This window comes from Aminobacter sp. AP02, from assembly GCF_003148805.1.
Classification (GTDB): domain Bacteria; phylum Pseudomonadota; class Alphaproteobacteria; order Rhizobiales; family Rhizobiaceae; genus Aminobacter.
On the sequence record NZ_QGGX01000008.1, the window covers coordinates 233,079 to 253,256 of the forward strand.

Annotated in this window: 18 protein-coding genes and 1 pseudogene; 9 read left to right on the top strand and 10 right to left on the bottom strand. The window is 59.6% G+C overall.

Annotation, left to right across the window (positions count from 1 at the left end; translation table 11 throughout):
* Positions 1–98: 98 nt before the first annotated feature.
* Positions 99–1,061 (bottom strand): dihydrodipicolinate synthase family protein, encoded by a 963-nt coding sequence (locus C8K44_RS12960; protein ID WP_109576200.1) that lies wholly within the window; start codon positions 1,059–1,061, stop codon positions 99–101.
* Between the two features lie 124 nt (positions 1,062–1,185).
* Positions 1,186–1,890: a GntR family transcriptional regulator gene (locus C8K44_RS12965; RefSeq protein WP_109576236.1), complete on the bottom strand. Its 705-nt coding sequence runs from the start codon at positions 1,888–1,890 to the stop codon at positions 1,186–1,188.
* Positions 1,891–2,339: 449 nt separating this feature from the next.
* Here C8K44_RS12965 and C8K44_RS12970 point away from each other — a divergent pair, with 449 nt between their 5' ends.
* Together C8K44_RS12970 and C8K44_RS12975 are read left to right on the top strand one after the other, a co-directional pair.
* A complete protein-coding gene (locus C8K44_RS12970) occupies positions 2,340–3,671 on the top strand; it encodes a PAS domain S-box protein (protein ID WP_109576201.1) in 1,332 nt (443 codons plus the stop codon).
* 103 nt (positions 3,672–3,774) lie between these two features.
* Entirely contained in the window at positions 3,775–6,051 is a 2,277-nt protein-coding gene (locus C8K44_RS12975) for a PAS domain-containing protein (RefSeq protein ID WP_109576202.1), read from the top strand.
* 85 nt (positions 6,052–6,136) lie between these two features.
* On the opposite strand, the gene C8K44_RS12980 is transcribed toward C8K44_RS12975, so the two are convergent.
* Positions 6,137–8,029, bottom strand: a complete 1,893-nt coding sequence (locus tag C8K44_RS12980) for an AI-2E family transporter (RefSeq protein WP_109576203.1) — start codon at positions 8,027–8,029, stop codon at positions 6,137–6,139.
* 243 nt (positions 8,030–8,272) lie between these two features.
* Positions 8,273–9,307 carry a DNA topoisomerase IB gene (locus tag C8K44_RS12985; RefSeq protein WP_109576204.1) on the bottom strand — a complete coding sequence of 345 codons (1,035 nt, stop codon included), beginning with the start codon at positions 9,305–9,307 and terminating at the stop codon, positions 8,273–8,275.
* 143 nt (positions 9,308–9,450) lie between these two features.
* Between C8K44_RS12985 and C8K44_RS12990 the strand changes: the two genes are divergently transcribed.
* Positions 9,451–9,612: a Thivi_2564 family membrane protein gene (locus tag C8K44_RS12990; RefSeq protein WP_109576205.1), complete on the top strand. Its 162-nt coding sequence runs from the start codon at positions 9,451–9,453 to the stop codon at positions 9,610–9,612.
* 36 nt (positions 9,613–9,648) lie between these two features.
* Positions 9,649–9,993 (top strand): hypothetical protein, encoded by a 345-nt coding sequence (locus C8K44_RS12995; RefSeq protein WP_109576206.1) that lies wholly within the window; start codon positions 9,649–9,651, stop codon positions 9,991–9,993.
* 79 nt (positions 9,994–10,072) lie between these two features.
* Here C8K44_RS12995 and C8K44_RS13000 read toward each other — a convergent pair whose 3' ends face one another.
* Genes C8K44_RS13000 through C8K44_RS13010 form a run of 3 tightly spaced genes read right to left on the bottom strand, consistent with a single transcriptional unit; the run spans position 10,073 to position 12,282 of the window.
* On the bottom strand, positions 10,073–10,456 hold the full coding sequence (locus C8K44_RS13000) for a YciI family protein (protein ID WP_109576207.1): 384 nt from the start codon (positions 10,454–10,456) through the stop codon (positions 10,073–10,075).
* Between the two features lie 43 nt (positions 10,457–10,499).
* Positions 10,500–11,498: an ABC transporter permease gene (locus C8K44_RS13005; protein ID WP_109576208.1), complete on the bottom strand. Its 999-nt coding sequence runs from the start codon at positions 11,496–11,498 to the stop codon at positions 10,500–10,502.
* A 40-nt stretch (positions 11,499–11,538) separates the two neighbouring features.
* On the bottom strand, positions 11,539–12,282 hold the full coding sequence (locus C8K44_RS13010) for an ATP-binding cassette domain-containing protein (RefSeq protein WP_109576209.1): 744 nt from the start codon (positions 12,280–12,282) through the stop codon (positions 11,539–11,541).
* Positions 12,283–12,527: 245 nt separating this feature from the next.
* Here C8K44_RS13010 and C8K44_RS13015 point away from each other — a divergent pair, with 245 nt between their 5' ends.
* The 3 genes from C8K44_RS13015 to C8K44_RS13025 all read left to right on the top strand — a co-directional run bounded on the left by C8K44_RS13015 (position 12,528) and on the right by C8K44_RS13025 (position 15,450).
* Complete coding sequence (locus C8K44_RS13015; RefSeq protein ID WP_109576237.1) at positions 12,528–13,508, top strand: NAD(P)-dependent oxidoreductase; 981 nt, start codon at positions 12,528–12,530, stop codon at positions 13,506–13,508.
* Positions 13,509–13,557: 49 nt separating this feature from the next.
* Positions 13,558–14,544 (top strand): sugar-binding protein, encoded by a 987-nt coding sequence (locus tag C8K44_RS13020; RefSeq protein WP_109576238.1) that lies wholly within the window; start codon positions 13,558–13,560, stop codon positions 14,542–14,544.
* Positions 14,545–14,682: 138 nt separating this feature from the next.
* Entirely contained in the window at positions 14,683–15,450 is a 768-nt protein-coding gene (locus C8K44_RS13025) for a FadR/GntR family transcriptional regulator (protein ID WP_109576210.1), read from the top strand.
* 17 nt (positions 15,451–15,467) lie between these two features.
* Here C8K44_RS13025 and C8K44_RS13030 read toward each other — a convergent pair whose 3' ends face one another.
* A complete protein-coding gene (locus tag C8K44_RS13030; protein ID WP_281062993.1) occupies positions 15,468–16,424 on the bottom strand; it encodes an NAD(P)-dependent oxidoreductase in 957 nt (318 codons plus the stop codon).
* Between the two features lie 68 nt (positions 16,425–16,492).
* Between C8K44_RS13030 and C8K44_RS13035 the strand changes: the two genes are divergently transcribed.
* The gene (locus tag C8K44_RS13035) at positions 16,493–17,389 is read left to right on the top strand and encodes an NAD(P)-dependent oxidoreductase (protein ID WP_109576212.1); all 897 of its coding nucleotides are present in this window, start codon (positions 16,493–16,495) and stop codon (positions 17,387–17,389) included.
* Positions 17,390–17,495: 106 nt separating this feature from the next.
* Positions 17,496–18,275 (top strand): FadR/GntR family transcriptional regulator, encoded by a 780-nt coding sequence (locus C8K44_RS13040; protein WP_109576213.1) that lies wholly within the window; start codon positions 17,496–17,498, stop codon positions 18,273–18,275.
* A 453-nt stretch (positions 18,276–18,728) separates the two neighbouring features.
* Here C8K44_RS13040 and C8K44_RS13050 read toward each other — a convergent pair.
* Together C8K44_RS13050 and C8K44_RS13055 are read right to left on the bottom strand one after the other, a co-directional pair.
* Positions 18,729–19,835: pseudogene (locus tag C8K44_RS13050) on the bottom strand (hypothetical protein).
* Between the two features lie 217 nt (positions 19,836–20,052).
* Positions 20,053–20,178, bottom strand: a 126-nt coding sequence (locus tag C8K44_RS13055) for a L,D-transpeptidase (protein ID WP_146203939.1), incomplete at its 5' end; no start/stop codon positions are given.

Here is a 20,178-nt window from a genome sequence, read left to right on the forward strand (position 1 = left end):
ACAGCCCGATCGTTCAAACCACGCCAGCCTTTTCAGCCAAACAAAAAAAGCCCTCCCGGTCACCCGGGAGGGCTTTTTTCGTTCACGTCAGGACCAGATCAGCCCTTGTATTTCTCGACCGCGCCGGGGAGCTTGGTCCATGCGCCGTACCAGGCATTGAACAGCTTGAACTGCGCCTCGCAGTAGCCGCGCTGGCTTTCGGTCAGGGCGTCGGTCTCGTTGAAGTGGAGCGTGTATTCCTTGTCGCCCTTCAACACCATCATGTGCTTGAAGTAGAGGACGAGATCCGGGCCTTCGTCGAAGGACGACAGTACGGCAAGCGCCTGCTCCAGTTCCAGCGCGCGCTGGCGGGCGTCGACGTCGCCGGCGGCCGCTGCCTGCGACAGGTTGCAGAGGTGGATCACTTCCTTCGGCAGCACGTTGCCGATGCCGGTGATCGCGCCGGTCGCGCCGCAGTTGACGAAGCCGTGGACCACGGCGGTGTCGACGCCGATCATCAGCGAAACACCGTCATCGCGGCTGGTGATGTTCTCGGCGGCATAGCGCATGTCGGCGTTGCCGCCGAATTCCTTGAAGCCGACGAGGTTCTTGTGCTCGGCGCGCAGCGCAAAGAACAGGTCCGCGCGGGTGGCGAAGCCGTAGTAAGGGCTGTTGTAGATGACTGCCGGCAGATCCGGAGCAGCCGACAGGATTGCCTTGAAGTGTGCCTTCTGGGCGGTGAGCGACGGGCCGCGCGACAACACGCGGGGAATGACCATCAGGCCGTGCGCGCCGACCTTCTGGGCGTGGGCGGCGTGGGCCACGGCCGAGGCGCTGTTGATGCCCCCGGTGCCGACGATGACGGGCACGCCCGCCTTCACCAGGCGCTCGACGCCCTCCATGCGCTGCTCGTCGGTGAGCAACGGCCAGTCGCCCATCGAGCCGCAATAGACGACGGCCGACATGCCCTGCGCGATCAACTCCTTGCCCTTGCGGACGAGCGCGTCGAAGTCGGGGGTGCGATCCTCCTTGCAGGGGGTCATCAGTGCGGGAATTACGCCGGAAAAAATCTTGGCCTTCATCTCAATCTCCTCTGGGCCTGTCGTATCGGCACGACCGCCACGCCAAAAAACGGCGCCGTATCCGTACCCTCGCCGCCGATTATACGCTTTGCATTTTATTTGTCGACAAGAAATCGACAGAAACTCACAAAGCCATTTCAAGCCTCTGATCACGGGTGAAAAGCTTCTGGATCTGGTGCACGATCTGCTCGGCATGCGCCTTGGCCAGGCGGTCGGCAGCTTCGACGTCGCGCGCGGCAATCACTGCGATCATGTCCTCGTGCTCGTCGACGAAGCGTTGCGGCAACCGGTCTTCATAAGACTGATAATAGAGCCTGAGTATGCGCCGTCCTTCGTCGAGCAGGCGGTTGAACAGGCTGGTGAAGTAGGGGTTGCGCCCGGCCTCCGAGATCGCCTGGTGCAGCGCCGCATTCGTGGCGATCATCGCCAGAGCATCCTGCGCCTGCACCGCGGCAGCGAATTCGGCCTGGTGCGCGCGGATCACCTTGAGGTCCTCGGTGCGATGGTGCTGCGCCGCCAGCCGCGTCGTCACGCGATACATCAGCACCAGCGCGTCGAAATAGGTATGCATGTTGAGGAAGTCGATGTTCGCCACCATGGTCGAACGGTTGGGCAACGTGTCAATCAGCCCCTCGCCGGCTAGCCGCACCAGCGCCTCGCGGATTGGCGTCCGCGACATCTTGAAACGTTCGGCCAGTTGCACCTCGTCGATCGGACTGCCCGGCAGCAAGACCAGATCCAAAATCTCGTCGCGCAGAAGGTCGTAGACCATTTTCACGCCGGAGCCGCGCTTGCGTTCGGGGATGGTGTTGGCGTCTGTTTCGGTCATGTTGCGGTCCTTGTTGTCGACAAGAGAAATACTTCTTGCTTCCAAATGGATCAACTGTTTCCGGCTCGTCTCGAGTGTTTTGCGGCCACCTGCCTGAGACCGGCATTCCACGAACTTCGGACCTCAAGATTTTCGGCCAGCGAGAACATCATTCTCCAAGGACATATGCGTTGTGGGCCAGCCGATCCAAAGCTGTAGACACAGTGATGCCAAGGCGACAGAAATCATGGCATCGCGGCACTCCATCGCCAGGTCTCGTTCACTAGCCAGCGAAGGTGACCGAGCGCGATTATCTTGCCAACGCATTTTCAGTATTTTTCGGTGGAACCTTTTCCAACCGGCTTCGTTAGTGGCCTGAGCAAGTTCGATGACGATGGACGCGTGCCCGAAGTGCGACTTCGGGCACTTTTTCGTTATCGGGCGCATACATAAGGTGGGTGGCAGCCTAGATGACCGATTATGCAAACTTGCTCGGCCCATTGCCCACGGCGGCCTACGTCACCGATTCCCAAGGGCGGATTACCTACTTCAACGAAGCTGCCGTGGACCTTTGGGGGCATCGTCCAGAAATCGGCAAGGATGAATGGTGCGGCTCCTGGAAGCTGAGAACCGCCGATGGCGATCCGCTCGCGCATGGCGATTGCCCGATGGCGGTAGCCCTCAGAGAAGGCCGCTCCATCCATGGCGCGGAAGCCATTGCCGAGCGGCCCGATGGTACGCTGATACCTTTCCTTGCCTTCCCGGCAGCGCTGCGGGATGAAACTGGGAGGATCACCGGCGCGATCAACATGCTCATCGACATTTCGGTGCAAAAACGGGCCGAGGAACAAAACCAGCTTCTGGCTTCCATCGTGGAATCGTCGGACGACGCAATTGTCAGCAAGGACCTGTGTGGAGTGATCCAAAGCTGGAACGCCGGTGCCTCTCGGCTGTTTGGCTACTCCGCGGAAGAGGCCATCGGCCAGCATATCGGCATGCTGATACCCGCCGACAGGCAGAGCGAAGAAGATCTCATTATCGGCAAAGTGCGAAACGGCGAGCGCGTCGATCATTTCGACACGATCAGGCGGCGCAAGGATGGCAGGCTCGTCGCGATCTCGCTGACAGTTTCGCCCGTGCGGAGCGCTTCAGGCAAAGTGATCGGGGCATCGAAAATCGCGAGAGACGTCAGCGAGCGCAAGGACAGCGAAAACCGAATCCGCCTGCTGCTGCGCGAAGTCAACCACAGGGTGAAAAACCAGTTCGCAGTGATCTTGTCCATGATCCGTGAAACGGGCAAGCACACCCCTACGGTCGCCGAATTCGACCGCCAGATCCGCAACCGGATCATGGCGCTGTCACGCTCGCAGGATCTTCTTGTCGACGGAGACTGGCGCGGAGCAACGCTCGCCGACCTTGTCGACGATCAGATAAGGCCCTTTGCCGCCGAGCATCGCCTCGAAGTCTCGGGCGAGCCGATCACTCTTTCCATCGTAGCCGTCCAAAACCTTGGAATGGCCTTCCATGAACTGGCAACCAATTCGGCAAAGCATGGCGCGCTGTCGTCCGCGAAAGGCACCGTGCACGTCGAATGGACACTTTCCGACCGCTTTCGTTTGATCTGGAAGGAGTCCAACGGCCCTGCGGTGGAGAAGGCATCGCGCAGCGGCTTCGGAAAGGTCGTTCTCGAGCGTGTGGCACCGGCCGCGCTCAATGGTGTGGGTCATCTCAGCTTTCAGCCGGAGGGCGTTACCTGGACGCTAGATGCTCCGATAGCGGCTGTCATGAACACCGATCTATAGTGTTAGGAAAGCGCGACGGTCTCCAAGTACCCAGTCGGCGCAAAATGACTTAGAATTTCAACCACCAGCACATCCGTAAAGAAAACCAAACAATGGATAGAGCATGCTAGGTCTCGGCGCTGCCGCTCCAGAGGAGCTGCACTTGGCATTTTTGTCTGGCGGCGGCGAGGTCGGGCAACTGATTGGCGCGCTAGAATGGGAACGTACGTCGCTTGGGCCAATCCAGAAATGGTCCCAAGGACTGAAATCGACGATTTCCCTCATACTGCGTTCCCCCGTACCGATCGTCACGCTTTGGGGCGAGGACGGCGTCATGATCTACAACGACGCCTATTCGGTATTTGCCGATCGCCGCCACCCTCAGATCCTGGGCAGCAAGGTGCGCGAGGGCTGGCCGGAAGTCGCTCATTTCAACGATCATGTCATGAAAGTCGTCTTGGCTGGCGGGACGCTTGCATATCGCGACCAGGAACTCACCCTCAATCGCTCAGGAAATGCCGAGCAAGTCTGGATGAATCTGGACTACTCGCCGATCCTCGACGACGACGGCCGCCCTGCCGGCGTGATCGCCATTGTAGTGGAGACGACGGCCAAGGTAGCTGCCGAGCGTTGGCGCAAGAGTGAACTCGATCGTCAGCGCCAGATGTTCGAACAAGCCCCAGGCTTCATTGCCATGTTGGCTGGCCGGGACCACGTATTCGAACTGACCAACGCCGCCTACAGGCAACTCATCGGTCACCGCGACGTCTTGGGGATGACGGTGCGACATGCCTTGCCTGAAGTTGATGGCCAAGGTTTCATCGATCTCCTCGACCGGGTCTACGCTACCGGAGAGCCCTTCATTGGATCGTCAGTGAAGGCCTCACTGCAGCGGGCACCAGGCGCCGCTCAAGAGGAGCGTCTCATCGATTTCGTCTATCAGCCTGTTCGCAATCCCAACGGTGACGTTGTTGGAGTGTTTGTCCAAGGCAACGACGTTACCGAACGCCTGGTCGCCGAAACGGCCCTTCGAAATAGCGAGGCCCAATTCCGCACTTTCGCCGAGGCCATGCCAAACCATGTCTGGACCGCATCGGCGGAGGGGCAACTGACTTGGTTCAATCCGCGCGTCTACGAATACAGCGGTGCGGTGGGTGGTGAGCTTGACGGAGATCGATGGGCAAAAATCGTCCACCCCGAAGACGTTGAGAACGCAGCGAAGCATTGGGAGACAGCCATCCGCGAGGGCGTCTTCTACGAAACCGAATTCAGGCTTCGGCGGCACGATGGGGTGTTTCGTTGGCACATTGCGCGAGCGGTGCCAATTCTCGATCAACATGGGAGCCGTCTCCAATGGATCGGGACCAACACGGATATCGACGATCAAAAGAGCGACGCACAGGCGCTCGCTGTCAGCGAGCGCCGACTGCAGCTGTCGCAGAGTGCGGCTGGAATCGTTGCATTGGAAGTCGACATCGCAAGCGGACATGTCTTCGGGTCCGACGGCTTTTGGGATCTATGGGGCTTGAGCCCGCGTCCCTATGCTCATGTTGGGGATCTGGAAGACATCGTCCTGGATTCTGACAGGGATGTTCGTTCCAATGCCGAGACCCGCAAGCAGGGAACGGCGGCAGCCAATGTCGAGTATCGTATCCGTCGCCCTGACACCGGTGAACTTCGCTGGGTTTCCCGCCACATCGATTTTGTGCGGGACGCCGCCGGCAAACCGATCAAGATGTTTGGCATCATGCAGGACATCACGGAGAGAAAAGAAGCCGAAGCGCGACAGGAGATGCTGAAATACGAGCTTGAACACAGGATCAAGAACATCCTGGCCATGGTGGGCGCGATAGCCTCCCAAACACTGCGAAACGCGGAGAGCGTGGAAACGGCGCGGAGCGCCTTCAACGAGCGCCTCCGGGCTATTGCTGACGTCCACGATCTCTTGAACGACACGCGTTGGACAAACGCATCGATGGCCAAGGTCGTTGAAGGCGCCATAGCAGCGTTTCCAACTGGACAGATCACGACTTCAGGCCCGGCAATATCGATCAATCCGAAGATGGCGCTGACCTTGGCGCTTGCAGTCAACGAGCTCGGCACCAATTCCTTGAAATATGGAGCACTATCCGTCCCCGGCGGGAGAGTAACTATCGAGTGGTCCATTGCGAAGCCACCTTCCCGTGCTGAAAATCCCACCTTTGTCTGGAAGTGGAGCGAGACCGGCGGGCCCAAAGTGGTTGCTCCCGACAGGAAGGGCTTCGGAACGTTCCTCATCGAACGCGTGTTCGGTATCGACTTCGGCGGCGCGGTTCAACACACCTTCAACCCGGACGGACTCGAGTGTGTCCTGACAGCACCACTCCCTTCCAACGATCGTCCGCCAACTCGATACGCTTGAGATACCAACAGCAGTCAAAGGACTGAACTGGCCAACCTCGGCACCTTCGACAATTTACTAGACACGGTCTGCGGCCTTCTTTTTACTAGACACGGTCTGCGGCCTTCTTTTGTCGTGGGGATTTCGTCACACTCGCAGGCAGGCGGCGGACCCTCCGCTTCACAGCCTTGAGCGGGATTGCAGGCTTATCTGACAGCGCCCCCACGACTGCTTCAGTCATGCTGAACGCGACGAAGTCGGCATTGAGATCACCTGCAATCTTGTCGGCGTCCTTCCTGCTTTCATCCGACCAGAGAACGATGCCAACCCTCAGGCTTGGCTTGGCTCGTTTCAAGCGGCGAACCATGAAGCGGCCGTGATTCAATGAATCAGCATTCAGGAACCCCACGACAGCCGTGTCGGTGGATTCGAGCGCGAGCAGGCGCAAATTTGCAGGTTCAGCCTCGGCGAAACCTGCCGTCGACGCGCTCGCACCCTGCACGCCAAGTACTTGCGCAAGCATGCTGGCGGTTGCGTTGTCGAGTTCGCCTCGCCCGCCAATGCACAGAACCGTTTTGCCCACGCCGTCGGGTAGCGGATCAACATTGCCCTCGAGATTATCCTCGCCCTCGACGTCGTCTTCGTCGGCTTCTTCGGCGGCTATTTCCTGCAGGTTTGCCACCAGGGCCATCGCGCTAGCCGTCACACGTTGCTTCTGCTCTTCGGTCATGACACCGCGCGCACGATCCTGCTCGCCGATAAGAAGTGCAGGAATTGCCACATTGCCATAGAAATCGACGAGATAATCGTTCTCGAGTATCTCTTCGGCATGATCGGTCGCCTCATCGGGGTCGCCTGCAAGAAGGCGTTGATAGAGGCGAGCTTTGGGGTCCAGCACCGGCTCGTTGCCAAACAGCACTTCCAGAAACGCGAACTGTGGAACGTGCTTCCCCAGTACAACCAAACAGACGGTCAAAGGGGTGGAGAGCACAAGCCCGACCGGCCCCCATAGCCAGGTCCAAAAAATGGCGGAAACAATGATGGCGAGCGGCGAAAGTCCCGTCCGCGAACCATACAGCCACGGCTCTACTACATTGTTGCTGATCAGTTCCATCACCAGGAACAACGCTGCCGTCCAAAGAACGAGCGACCAGCCCGGCGCAACCGCGAGCGCCAAAAAGAGCGGCAGTATCATCGCGATGGCGGGGCCGATGTACGGCACAAATCGCAAAACGATCGCAAGCAGGCCCCATAAGATGGCATTCGGTATGCCGAGAAGCCAAAGTCCGGCGGCTATGGGAATGCCGTAGGTGATGTTCACCACCAACTGCATAAGAAGGTACTGCCCGACACGGCTCCCAGCGTCTTCCAGCGCTTCGGTGGTGCGATGGAGATCTCCATACCCAACCAACCGAATAAATCGATCACGTAGATCCTCACGTTCCAAGAGCATGAAAATGACAACGACCACGACCAGGCCCGCGGTCGCGAGCGGCCCGATGAGTGGGGTAATCAGGTTCCGCAACATCTCGATCGGCCTTTGCGGCGTGAATATCTCGACGAGCAGTGGATCGGGTTTTGGCTTTTCAGCGCTCGGCGCCGCAGGTTTTTCAGGCTGATTGATTTCGCGCCCCACCCGCTCCACCACACCGCTCAGCCGATCGATGATCCCGCTCTCGCTTCCGGATTCTTTTAGCGAGCGAATCTTCGCGACAATGTTGGCCTGATAGGTTGGGACGTTCTGGGCAACCTCGCTAACTTGAGTGGCGACGATGAAGCTGAACATCGCCACGACTGCAAAAGCTGCCAGAACACTGGCAATCACCGAGACTATCTTTGGAACACCGACCCCACGGAGAAATGAAACAATCGGCGCGAGCGCAAAAGTGAGCAGCAAAGCGATTGCAAGCGGCAAGAACACGTCACGCGCAAAATACAGGATCGCAACAGCACCGGCCATTGCCGCGAACGTCGGCAACGCGGTACGAGGAAGCGCCATGGTAGCGACCGCACCGGCCGACTGAAGGCCTGTCTTCCGCGAAGGTTCGTTAGCCAAAGACACCGCCCCTGTTGCTGATTTGTAGACAGTCGGGCCAACGCGAATTCAGGTCAACACCTCGCCTCCAGGCTGGTCGCCCTCGTATCGCAGTCGCGGACACACGTCCGATCGAGGCGCACTCCGCTCGGCGATAGCTGCCAGATATGTCGGGCGCCCGCGCTCCTCGTGCGCGGCCCAAGGTCCCTAGGCGCACCGCTGCAACCACGCGATGGTCAGACGCTCTTGCGGGTCAAGTCGTAATGCACGAGGCGGCCTGCCCATGGCTGCGATATCGGCCGAAAGCCGGCCCTTTGTCCACGCCTCCACGATACCTGGATGAATGTAGCCTTGCCGGCACACCGTGCGGGTGTTGCCCAGACGAGCGGCTACCTGGTCGATAACCTCGTTGCATGCTCGTCTGATCGCTCGATCGGTTGCGGGCACGTCGCGTGCCGCAAACAGCGTCAATGCCCGAACCGTACCGCCCCAAGTCCGGAAATCCTTGGAGGTGAATTCGCCCTTGCTCGCTTCGCGGATATAACTGTTTACGTCGTTTGATGTGACCGAGGCCCTGCCGCCTTGATCATCCAGATACTGAAACAGCATTTGGCCGGGAATATCCTGGAGCGATCTTATTACCCTGGCCATGCGCCGATCCACTATGCTCAGCTTCCATTCCTTCCCGGACTTGCCCTTGAATGCAAAACGGATTGTTGAACCCGCAATCTCGACATGCCTGTTTCGCAAGGTCGTCAGCCCATAACTCTTGTTCGCCTTCGCGTAGGTTGAGCTTCCGACACGGATCATCGTCTGGTCCAAGAGCCAAACAGCAAGTGCAAGTACTCGCTCACGCACGGGACCGCGCAATCTCAGGTCATGTTCGACCTGTTTGCGCAGGTAAGGCAAAGCGCGTGCGAATTCGACGAGACCGGAGAACTTGGCTTCACCTCGCGATTGCGACCATTCCGCGTGATAGAGATATTGTTTTCGCCCCCGCAAATCTCGCCCGGTGGCTTGGATGTGCCCGTCCGGATCGGGGCATATCCAGACATCAGTCCATGCCGGGGGAATGGCGAGCGACTTGATCCGCCCCAGTGTGGTCCTGTTCACCGCCTTGCCATTCGAGGTGTAACGAAATGATCTGCCGGTCTTCCGCCGCAGCACTCCTGGCTCGCTGTCCGTCACGTAGTTCAGTGACGCCGAAAGGGCAGCCTTTGCTGGATCGCCGTTGTTGAGCATGGGTTCATCCCGAAACTCTGCTCAAACCCGCAAGTCGCCATTCGGTTCCGCCGCTGCTCAGCCCGCTGGGGGCATCACCAGGGAACCGTCAGCCTGTAAACTCGTTAGGTCTCAAGCGACAAGCTTAGCAAGGGCATTACCACATGAGCATACTGATAGGTATTTTGATCACCTTCTTGGTCGTTGTCCTGGTTCTGTGGCTGGTCAACCGCCTCCCCCTGGATGGACGAACCAAGCAGATCGCTCAGATCATCGTGATCATTATCGGCATTCTTTCCCTGCTCAAGTACTTGGCGATCTATTGAGCCGGGCGTGTCCCTTCATTCGGAAAGGTTCGAACAATGGCTGACGAAGAAACCGCCCCCAAGACGACGCGACGGGGATCGCAGGAAGCGCTTGAAAAGCAGGTCGAGCAGATGAGGCGTGAGATCACCAAGATCAACAAGGCGCTTGCCGAGCGCGCCGAAGAAGCGATCGACCAGGCAAACGGATGGTACAGCGGCGCAGCAGAGCGCGCCTCGAAGGCAACTCAAACGTTGCGGGCTCAGGCCCAATCGGTTTCCGAGACGGTCAAGGAAAACCCGGGGACCTTGTCGACTGCCATGATAGTCGGCGGGATGATTGGTTTTGTGCTGGGATATGTCGTGGGCCAATCGTCTGAAGACAGATATCGCCGTTGGTATTGATGGCCACCAACATGCGCCGCCTGAAGAACTAGCCGGGTACGATCTGGCACCGGCGGTATCTGCCCAAATTCCGTGCTTTTCAGTGCTCTTCGCGGGCTGCCAATGCCACACCAGGGCGATAGAGCGACACTGGTCGGATCTCATAGACTGCAGTCGGATTGGCGTTGCGCAGCTCGCGAGCCGCCGCGACGGCTTCCTCGAGCGTCGGAAAATCCACTATGTAGAACCCCAGCAACTGCTCTTTGGTCTCGGCGAACGGGCCATCCATGACCATGCCAGCGCCCTTGCCGCGTAAGGTCACCGCGCGCTGCGTCGGGCCAAGCCGCGCGGCCGGGCCCAGATGCTTTTCCCGCACGAGGCGTTCATTGACCTGAAGCAACTCAGCCATCAGCGCCTCATCCTCCTCCTTGCTCCAGGACTCGACCACTCCCTCCTCGTGATAGGCAAGGATAGCGTACAGCATGGTTGTCCTTCCTTGCCCACTTCGGAGCTGGCTGCGATGGCCGCTATTCGCTCAGTCGGAAATTTCGGATCCGGTCGAACAGCACGGCAAGCACGATGGCGCCGCCGATGAAAGTACCTTGCCAAAAGGCGTTGATGCCGAGCAGGCCCAGGCTGTTGCGGATGACCTCGATCAGCGCCGCTCCGATGATCGCGCCGAAGGCAGTGCCGACACCGCCGGCAAGATTGGCACCACCAATGACCGCGGCGGCAATGACCTGGAGTTCCATGCCGGCCCCGATGTTGGTGGTGACGGCGCCTAGCCAGCCGGTCTGGATGATGCCGGCGATGCCAGCCGACAGCGCCGAGATCATATAGACCGCGACCTTGATCTTGCGCACGGGAACGCCGGTCAACGTCGCTGCGTGCTCGTTTCCGCCTATGGCGAAGACGTAGCGGCCAAATCTGGTCCAACGCAGCACGAAACCCGTGAGCAGCGCCAGAACGATCATGTAGAGCACGGGATTGGCAATGCCGAAGAACCATGCGCCACCGCCCAGCGCCAAAAGCTTGTCGTGATCGGGGCCGAACTGGAAGACGACCGTATTGTTGGACGCGACCATGGCAAGGCTTCGGGCGATCGACAGCATGCCAAGCGTGACAACAAATGGCGGAAAGTCGAGATAGGCGATCAATATACCGTTGAAGGCGCCGATGAGCAGAGCGGTGCCGATTGAAGCCGCAATGCCGACCTCGATGCTGTAGCCGGCATGCATGACGACCGCCAGCACCATGCTGCACAGGCAAAGCACCGAACCGACGGAGAGATCGATGCCTCCGGTGATGATGACCAGCGTCATGCCGAGCGCAATGATAGCCACGAAAGTGACGTTGCGGGTGATATTGTAGAGGTTTTTCGTCGTCGCAAATGAATCGGTGGCGAAGGACAAGAAGATACAGGCGAGGACGACAGCGACGAGAACCCAGAAAGTCTGGCTGGCAAGAACCGTCGCAAGCCAGCTTTGCTGTTTTTGCGAAATGGTCTGGTCAAGAGTGATAGCCATCGTCGACCTCGTTGCGCGCCGATGCAACCGACAGGAATGATTATACCTGTTCGATGGCGCCGGTGATAAGTCCCGTCACTTCCTCCGGCGAACTCGCCGCGATCTGCTTGTCGGCAACTTTCCTGCCACGCCGCATCACGATGACCCGGTCCGCGACGGTGAACACGTCAGGCATGCGGTGGCTGATGAGGATGACCGCGATGCCCCGGTCTCGCAGTTGCCGTATGAGGTTGAGAACCTCTGCTACCTGACGGACGGAAATAGCCGCCGTCGGCTCATCCATCAGCACGATCTTGGCCTCGGAAAGCATGGTGCGCGCAATGGCGACCGCCTGCCGCTGCCCTCCAGACATCTGCCTGACGAGGTCGCGCGGCCGTGTCTCGGATTTCAGTTCCCTGAAGATCTCCCCGGCCCGCTTGTACATTGTCTTGTAGTCGAGAACCCGCAATGGCCCGACGCCGCGCCGCAGTTCACGGCCAAGAAAGACATTCGCTGCCGCCGTGAGATTGTTGCACAGTGCGAGATCCTGGTGGACGATCTCTATGCCATGCTGCCGTGCCTCGACCGGGCGATGCATGACCAGTTCGGCACCATCCAGCCGCATGGTGCCGTGGCTCGGCCTAAAATTGCCGGCGATCATCTTGACCAACGTGGATTTGCCGGCCCCATTGTCGCCCATCAGACCGACGACCTGTCCCGCATCAAGTGAAAACGAAACGTCGTTGACCGCCTGTATGGCGCCGAAATGCTTGGAAATGTTGGCGAGTTCGAGAACTGCCACCAGCTTCTAGCCTCCCGAAACATGCAGCGTCGCTGCCGTCCCGCACTTTGTCCGGGTAGGCCTGGCGACTTCGCTCCTCCCGGTTTCCTCCCGAGGAGGCGAGATTTGCATTTACGCAAAACGCCGCGACAGCGTCAATCAATTGTCAGACGAATCCGGGACCGGATGTGACAAAAATCTGTTTTGTCGGACAAATAGACATTGACGTCTGAACCGTCCGGATATTAGCTGACAGTGGGAGGATGAGCATGCTGATCCTTGTCACCGGTGCTACGGGCAAGGTCGGTCGCCACTTCATCGCAGGGCTGCTTGACGATCCGCGATTTTCCGACACCCGCATCCGCGCGCTTTGTCACAACCGCCTGTACGAGGAAACCGACCGCGTCGAGGTTTTGCGCGGCTCGATTGCCGAACGCGACGTCGTGGCCAAGGCCATCGCGGGCGTCACTCACGTCGTGCACCTCGCCACCTGCAAGGAAACCCCGGCTGAAGTCATGGACGTGACGGTCAAGGGATTGTTCTGGCTGCTTGAAGAATTTCGGGTGAGCGCGAGCGCCCGGCAATTCATCCTGATCGGCGGCGACGCCGCGATCGGGCATTTCTACTACCGCCATGGCGCACCGATCACCGAAGCGGCACGGCATCAGGCCTATCCAGGCAGCTACGCCCTGTCAAAAGTTCTGGAAGAGGTCATGCTGGAGCAGTTCGGTATCCAGTATGACATCAACTGGTGCTGCCTTCGCGCGCCGTGGATCATGGAGAAGGACGACTTCAGATACACGCTGTCGTTCGGTGACGACGTGTTCGGCGGTCCAGACTGGAAGACGCTAGTACCGGAAACCGACGCCAGGCGCCATGCCAGGGCAGGCACCGTGCCGATATTGCGCGACGCTGACGGGCGACCGCTAAAGCGCAATTTCGTGCATGTCAGCGATTTGGTTTCTGCCGTACTGGCAGCAACCGACAATCCCCTCGCCCATCAGCAACTCTTCAACATCTGCATGGACCGTCCTGTCGACTATGGCGAGGTTGCCGCATATCTCGCTCGAACGCGCGGCCTCGGCTCCATCGACATACCAAGCCGGTTCCACTCGAACTGGATGGACAATGCCAAGGCCAAGCTCCTGCTCGGCTGGCGGCCTCACTACGACCTGGAATTACTCATCGACTCGGCCTGGCAATACGAGCGTTCGCATGATGACCCTCGCATCGTCTGGTATCCGGGTTGATTTCGCGTGGCGGGCACGCCGTGCCCGTTTGTTCAAAAGGGAGGAAACAATGAGGAAGGCATTATTGCTTGCTGCAGCTGTCCTGGCACTCAGCGCGGGAAACGCCCTTGCCAAGAAGCAACTCGTCATCGTCGTAAAAGGACTCGACAACCCGTTCTTCGAAGCAATCAACCAGGGTTGCCAGAAGTGGAACAAGGAAAACGCCAGCTCGGAATATGAGTGCTTCTACACCGGCCCGGCGTCGACTTCGGATGAAGCCGGCGAAGCGCAGATCGTCCAGGACATGCTGGGCAAGGCGGACACCGTCGCGATCGCAATTTCGCCTTCGAACGCCAAGCTGATTGCCCAGACCATCAAGACCGCGAATCCAACCGTCCCAGTGATGACGCTGGACGCCGATCTCGCAGCTGAAGACTCGGCACTACGCAAGACCTATCTCGGCACCGACAACTATCTGATGGGCGCGCGCATTGGCGAGTACATCAAGAAAGCCAAGCCCAATGGCGGCAAGATCTGCACCATCGAAGGCAATCCGGGCGCGGACAACATCTTGCGCCGCGCCCAGGGGATGCGTGACACGCTGACGGGCCAAAAGGGCCTCACCGAACTGAAAGGTGAAGGCGGCTGGACCGAAGTCGCAGGCTGCCCGGTATTCACCAATGACGACGGCGCCAAGGGCGTCCAGGCGATGACCGATATCCTCGCCGCCAATCCCGACCTCGACGCTTTCGGCATCATGGGCGGCTGGCCGCTGTTCGGCGCACCACAGCCCTATCGCGACCTGTTCAAGCCAATGGCCGACAAGATCGCAAGCAACGCTTTCGTCATCGGTGCCGCCGACACCATCGGAGACGAAGTCGCCATAGCAAGGGAAGGTCTTGTTACCGCGCTGGTCGGCCAGCGGCCCTTTGAAATGGGCTACAAGGCCCCATCGGTCATGATCGATCTGATCGAAGGCAAGAAGGTCGAAGATCCGGTGTTCACAGGCCTCGACGAATGCACCAAGGATACGGTCGACACCTGCATCCAGAAGTAGGATTGCCCGCCGGAGCGCCCGGCTCACGGGCGCTCCGGCAAGCCATTGCCGATATGTAGGGCGCCGCCCGACCGCGCGCACCGATATCTGTTGCGCCCATGAGAATGGAACTGGTCCACACGAGATCAACTCGGTCTAATGCCGGACAGAATATCAAAACAAGCTCGACAGCCTGGAAAAGACCGCCCGCCGGCGGTACGGCGACCCAACGCTGTGCGCATGAGCGGATCGAGCGTGCATGCCTGGCTTGCAAGCGAGATCGGCCTGAGGATCGTACGCGGCGACTACCCTCCGGGCACCATCTTGCCGAACGAGGCAAAATGGTCGGAAACCTTCGATGTCAGCCGCTCGGCGGTGCGCGAGGCGATCAAGATGCTGATGGCCAAGAGCCTGCTGACATCTCGTCCGAAAGTTGGCAGCTGGGTCGAGCCGCAGGAACGCTGGAACCTGCTCGATCGTGACGTATTGAGCTGGTATGCGGCGTCCCCCGATCGCGAAGCCTTTTTGCGCACTGTCCAGGAATTCCGGCACATCATCGAACCGGAAGCCGCCGCCTTCGCCGCCGCACGGCATAGCGAAGCGCAAATGGGCGAGATCAGCCAGAGCTGCCGGGAAATGGGCCAGGCCACGTCATTGCAGGAGCGCACCCTGGCCGACACTCGCTTCCACCTTGCCATCTTGCGCGCATCTGGCAACGACCTGCTGGTGCCGCTTGGCGTGCTAATCGAATCCGCGCTCAATCATCTTTTCACTTTCGTGACGCAAGAGATCCAGGACCAACATGTCCAAAACCTGCATGAGGCGATCGAGAGAAACATCCGGCTGCGGCGCCCCAAGGCGGCGCGCAACGCGGTGCATAGGCTGCTGGCCGATACCGACGAAGTGATCGCCCGCTCGGGGAGGTAGAAGCCCCAGCACCTGATTCAGGATTTTCCCAGTGGTGTCAGGTCGACGCCGTTGATGCGTCCGACATGCGTCGCCAGCATCGGCACATATTGTTCGGCCCCGCCTGCGGCGACGGCACCAGCGAACGAATTCTTGGCTGCATTGCCGAGCGGATTCACCATACCAACGGAATCGGCCATCGATTCCAGATAGGTCAGGTCCTTGACCGCATTGGCGAGCGAGAATTTATGGGCGTCGCGGTCGCCTTCCAGCGTCCAGCGCATGAAGGTCTGGTAGAAGCCGCAGTCCATGCGGCCGTCGCGGATGACGCTGTCGAAACGGGCGGGCGAGATACCGACTTTGCCTGCAAGAGCCAGAGCCTCGGAATAAAGTGCCGCATAGCCAAGGGACAGGAAATTGTTCAGCAGCTTCATGCGGTGCCCATCACCCGTTTGTCCGACATGGACGACGCGCCCGGCCCAGGTGTCGAGCACCGGTTTCAGCCTGGCAAACATCGCGTCGGACGCTCCGACCATCGTGTCCAGGGTGCCCTCCCACGCCTCCTTTGGCGTACGACTCAACGGCGCATCGACCAAGGAGACGTCGATATCGGCAAGCTCGGCCGCCAGCGCCATCGTCGAAACGGGATCGGAAGTCGAGCAGTCGACCACCACCGAGCCGGGCTTCAGCCCTTGCTTGAGCCCCCCTGCCCCGCGAACAACTTCCTCGACCTGGCGCGAGCCGGTGACACAGATGAAAATGATGGTCGAGCGCGCGGCAACCTCTGCGGCGGACGAAACCTCGACGGCCCCACGCGCGGTCATGTCTTCAGCCGGTCCGCGGTTCTTGCGCCCGAGAAAGGTCACCGGATAGCCCTTGTCGGCAATGTTCTTGGCAATGCCGTGCCCCATCAGGCCAAGGCCGATGAAGCCGATCTGTTCGCTTGTGTTGGTGCTCATAGCCATCTTCCGTGCCCATCTGTTCGCGTGTTGAATTCAGCGCCGTCGTCACCGATGATATTGTCTGACAATATCTACCGATCTGACGGAATGTGGAGGATAAAATGTCGAAGCGGATCATGTTCACCGGCGGCAGTGGCAAGGCGGGACGTCACGTCGTCCAGTACCTTCTCGACCAGGGGCATCAGGTTCTCAATCTCGACACCAAGCTGCTCGACAATCCCAAGGTGCGGACATTGATCACCGACATCACCGACAGCGGCCAGGTCTTCAACGCGCTGTCGAGCTATATGGGGCTACACGAATTCGACCCCTCCCTGCGGCCGCAGCCGGTCGATGCGGTTGTCCATTTCGCAGCCATCCCCCGCATCATGCTGACACCCGACAACGAAGTGTTCCGCATCAACGCGCTTGGTACCTACAACGTGATCGAGGCGGCGGTGAAGCTCGGTATCCGCAAGATCGTCATCGCGTCGAGCGAAACCACCTATGGCCTGGTCTTCGCCAATGAACCGCGGAACCCGCAGTACTTTCCGCTCGACGAGGAGTACGACGTCGATCCAATGGACAGCTATGCCCTGTCCAAGGTTGTGAACGAAAAGACCGCGCGCGCTTTTGCCCTGCGCAGTGGTTTCGACATCTATGCACTGCGTATAGGCAATGTCATCGAGCCGCATGAATATGAGCTGTTTCCAAAGTGGTTTGCCGATCCGGGTTTCCGCAAGCGCATCGCCTGGAGCTATATCGACGCGCGCGACCTGGGCCAGATCACCGATCTGGCGGTCAAGAAGGACGGACTAGGCTATCAGGTCTTCAATGCGGCCAATGACGACACCTCGTCCGATTTGCCCACCAGGGAACTGATCGACCGGTTCTATCCCGGGGTGCCGCTCAAGCGCGAGCTGGGAGAATTCGAGACGCTGCTGTCCAACCGCAAGGCCAAGGAGGTGCTTGGCTTCCGCAGCCAGCATGGCTGGCGGAAATACGTGCCACAGCACTGATAAACGGCGACGCTTGACAGATTTCGCAGCCACGACCGACAAAGGGCGACTGGCGCGCCAGTCGCGCAGGCTGCCGGCGGACAACGTCAGGGAACGATGAGGAAACATGCCGGAGCGGAAATCCAAGGGAGCCTCCCAGCCCGAAGCATCCATCACGGACAAGCCGCTCTCAAGCCGCCGGGCGAACGCAACCCGTATCAGCGGGTCGAGCGTGCATGCTTCGCTGGCGAGCGAAATCGGTCTCAGGATTGTCCGTGGCGATTACCCGCCCGGCACGATCCTGCCGAACGAGGCCAGGTGGACCGAGATCTTCGAGGTCAGCCGCTCGGCTGTGCGCGAGGCGATCAAGATGCTGATGGCCAAAAGCCTGCTTGCCTCCCGGCCCAAGATCGGCAGCTGGGTGGAACCCAAGGAGCATTGGAACCTGCTCGATCGCGACGTGTTGAGCTGGTACGCGGCATCGCCCGACCGGGAGGGCTTCCTCAAGACCGTGCAGGAGTTCCGCCACATCATAGAACCGGAAGCGACGGCACTGGCCGCCGAGCGCCGGAGCGAAGAGCAAATGGATGAGATCAGCCAGGCTCTTCACGATATGGCCAGCGCCGCTTCGCTGCAGCAGCGGACGGAAGCCGACACGCGATTTCATGTCGCAATCCTGCGCGCCTCGGGTAATGACCTGCTGGTCCCCCTTGGGGTGCTGATCGAATCCGCGCTGAACCACCTTTTTGTTCACGTGACCCGCGAGGACAGCAGCCTCCAGCGCGCGCAGAAGCTTCATGAAGACATCGAAAAATGTATTCGCCTCCAGCGCCCCAACGCCGCACGCAACGTTGTTCGCAAGCTCTTGGCGAACACCGATGAGATCATTGCGAGGCGATCGCGATAGAGACCGCAGAGTTCCACTAGGGACGGCGCATAGGCACCGCCAGGTGCCGAACAGACGTCTCCTCCGAGGCTTGATTTCACCGCACGCCACGTTCGCATTTGGCGAACATTGGAGAATACAGCATGCCAAACGACGTCCTTAAGGAACGGGACATCCTTGGATAAAGCGATGCCGATGTGTCGGACATTGTGGGAATAGGCATGATGTTGCTCCTTTCAGCCTCCGCCGAGTATTTCCCGGAGACACACCAGAGGCTCTCTGTTCATTGTGGAATGCGTACCGGAGCGCTGCTAGCTACAAGATCGGTCACGTCCGTTCGGGTGGCCCTGGCGATCGGGATCCTGGAGGGAACGTTGACGGCCTCCGCTCCTTTCGAGCATCGGCTTTCGCGAACCCAATCCGTGTGTGCTGATGCTATGATGGCGAGAAAAGAGGAAATGGGTGCGGGCTAGGCTAGGCATGAACGAGCAGGTTATGGACGAGATCTGCGTGGGTCCCGTCGACGAGATTGAAATGGCCCGCGCTGCCGCCGACCCCCTGCCATCTGGAGACTATGCTGGTCGTACAAGACGTGGTCGACCTGTTGGGCCTCGGCCGTACCGCCAGCGCGAACAGCAATGTTGACCGGCTCGAAATATCTGACATTGACACCGACCATGCTGCCGACGGAATGGCCGTCGCCGCCAGTTCCGGCCGTGCCGCCGCCCGTGAAGATTGTGTCCGATGCCATGTTGAAGCTTCTGCCGTTGCCACCGACGCCGGCGATCTGCGTGGAGCCCTGGCTGAAGAGAACGTTGTTAGTCTGATCGGCATGCGCGGTGCCGCCGGCCCCTGCAATGGCGATGTTGATGGGTGAGTAGATCGCTACGTTGACATCGACAAGCGAACCGAAAAACGTGCCGTTGCCGCCACTGCCGGCATGATTGTCGCCGGTGAATACCAGTGAGGCCGCGCCGCCTCCCGCTCCATAGCCGCCTGCGAAATTGTGATCTCCTCCAGAGCCTCCAATGCCCGCAATCTGGTCGCCGCCTTGCAGGAATGCCGCATTGTTCGTCTGGCTTGCCGTTGCCGTCGTACCAGGTCCGGCTGCCACAGCGGTGTTCACAGGGTCGAAAACGCCGAAATCGGCACTGACGAGCGCTCCGTAGAACATGCCGTTGCCGCCGCTTCCCGCATGTGTGCCAATATCACCGCGAGCACCGCATTGCCATTGCCGCCGCTGCCGCCAACTCCAGCCATTTCGGTGCCATGCTGGTTGATCAGTGCCTCGTTGGTCTGCTGTACCTCAGCCGAAGAGCCGGTTAGAGCAAGCGCCGCGTTCGAAGGTGAAAACACTACGACGGGTTCGCTGCTGATGACCCCTATGCTGACGCCATCGCCACCGCTGCCGGCCGAATTCTGTCCTGCGCCAAACAACAGCGAACCCGTCGGGCCCGCCGGAAGGCCGAAAGGAAGCCATGTCGGAACCAGCGCAAGGTGCCCCTCGCCCGCGCTGGGATCGCCGCTTTGGCTGGCACCTGAGATCGACAAATTGTCTGGCGTAGAGCGAGTGACCGTCATGACCGGCTCCCAAGCCAGCGTCCAAAAAACTGGCACTTCAGTGCATTGTTTCGCCTCTTGGTGGAAAAACAGAGCCTGCAATTCGTATACACCTGAAGCAATCGGGCGGTTGCATGCCTATCGAATGCGGCACTGACGTGCCGACGATCCTGCGACCGGACCTGAGCGCCGGTCGTTCATCCATGGTGCGGGCGTATTCCGATGAGATCGCGTGGGTTCAAAGCACCACGACTTTGGTTCCCTGTTTCGCCTTTTCGTAGAGATCGATGACGTCCTCGTTGATCATGCGGATGCAGCCCGACGAGGCCTCGGTGCCGATGGTCCATGGCTCGGAGGTGCCGTG

Excerpts from the sequence above, each read along its gene's own strand:
- C8K44_RS12990 (WP_109576205.1), top strand. The coding sequence starts at position 9,451 with ATGAGCATACTGATAGGTATTTTGATCACCTTCTTGGTCGTTGTCCTG.
- C8K44_RS12985 (WP_109576204.1), bottom strand. The coding sequence starts at position 9,307 with ATGCTCAACAACGGCGATCCAGCAAAGGCTGCCCTTTCGGCGTCACTG.
- C8K44_RS13035 (WP_109576212.1), top strand. The coding sequence starts at position 16,493 with ATGTCGAAGCGGATCATGTTCACCGGCGGCAGTGGCAAGGCGGGACGT.
- C8K44_RS13005 (WP_109576208.1), bottom strand. The coding sequence starts at position 11,498 with ATGGCTATCACTCTTGACCAGACCATTTCGCAAAAACAGCAAAGCTGG.
- C8K44_RS13025 (WP_109576210.1), top strand. The coding sequence starts at position 14,683 with ATGCCGGACAGAATATCAAAACAAGCTCGACAGCCTGGAAAAGACCGC.
- C8K44_RS13040 (WP_109576213.1), top strand. The coding sequence starts at position 17,496 with ATGCCGGAGCGGAAATCCAAGGGAGCCTCCCAGCCCGAAGCATCCATC.
- C8K44_RS12965 (WP_109576236.1), bottom strand. The coding sequence starts at position 1,890 with ATGACCGAAACAGACGCCAACACCATCCCCGAACGCAAGCGCGGCTCC.
- C8K44_RS13000 (WP_109576207.1), bottom strand. The coding sequence starts at position 10,456 with ATGCTGTACGCTATCCTTGCCTATCACGAGGAGGGAGTGGTCGAGTCC.
- C8K44_RS12975 (WP_109576202.1), top strand. The coding sequence starts at position 3,775 with ATGCTAGGTCTCGGCGCTGCCGCTCCAGAGGAGCTGCACTTGGCATTT.
- C8K44_RS12960 (WP_109576200.1), bottom strand. The coding sequence starts at position 1,061 with ATGAAGGCCAAGATTTTTTCCGGCGTAATTCCCGCACTGATGACCCCC.
- C8K44_RS12995 (WP_109576206.1), top strand. The coding sequence starts at position 9,649 with ATGGCTGACGAAGAAACCGCCCCCAAGACGACGCGACGGGGATCGCAG.
- C8K44_RS12980 (WP_109576203.1), bottom strand. The coding sequence starts at position 8,029 with ATGGCGCTTCCTCGTACCGCGTTGCCGACGTTCGCGGCAATGGCCGGT.
- C8K44_RS13015 (WP_109576237.1), top strand. The coding sequence starts at position 12,528 with ATGCTGATCCTTGTCACCGGTGCTACGGGCAAGGTCGGTCGCCACTTC.
- C8K44_RS13020 (WP_109576238.1), top strand. The coding sequence starts at position 13,558 with ATGAGGAAGGCATTATTGCTTGCTGCAGCTGTCCTGGCACTCAGCGCG.
- C8K44_RS12970 (WP_109576201.1), top strand. The coding sequence starts at position 2,340 with ATGACCGATTATGCAAACTTGCTCGGCCCATTGCCCACGGCGGCCTAC.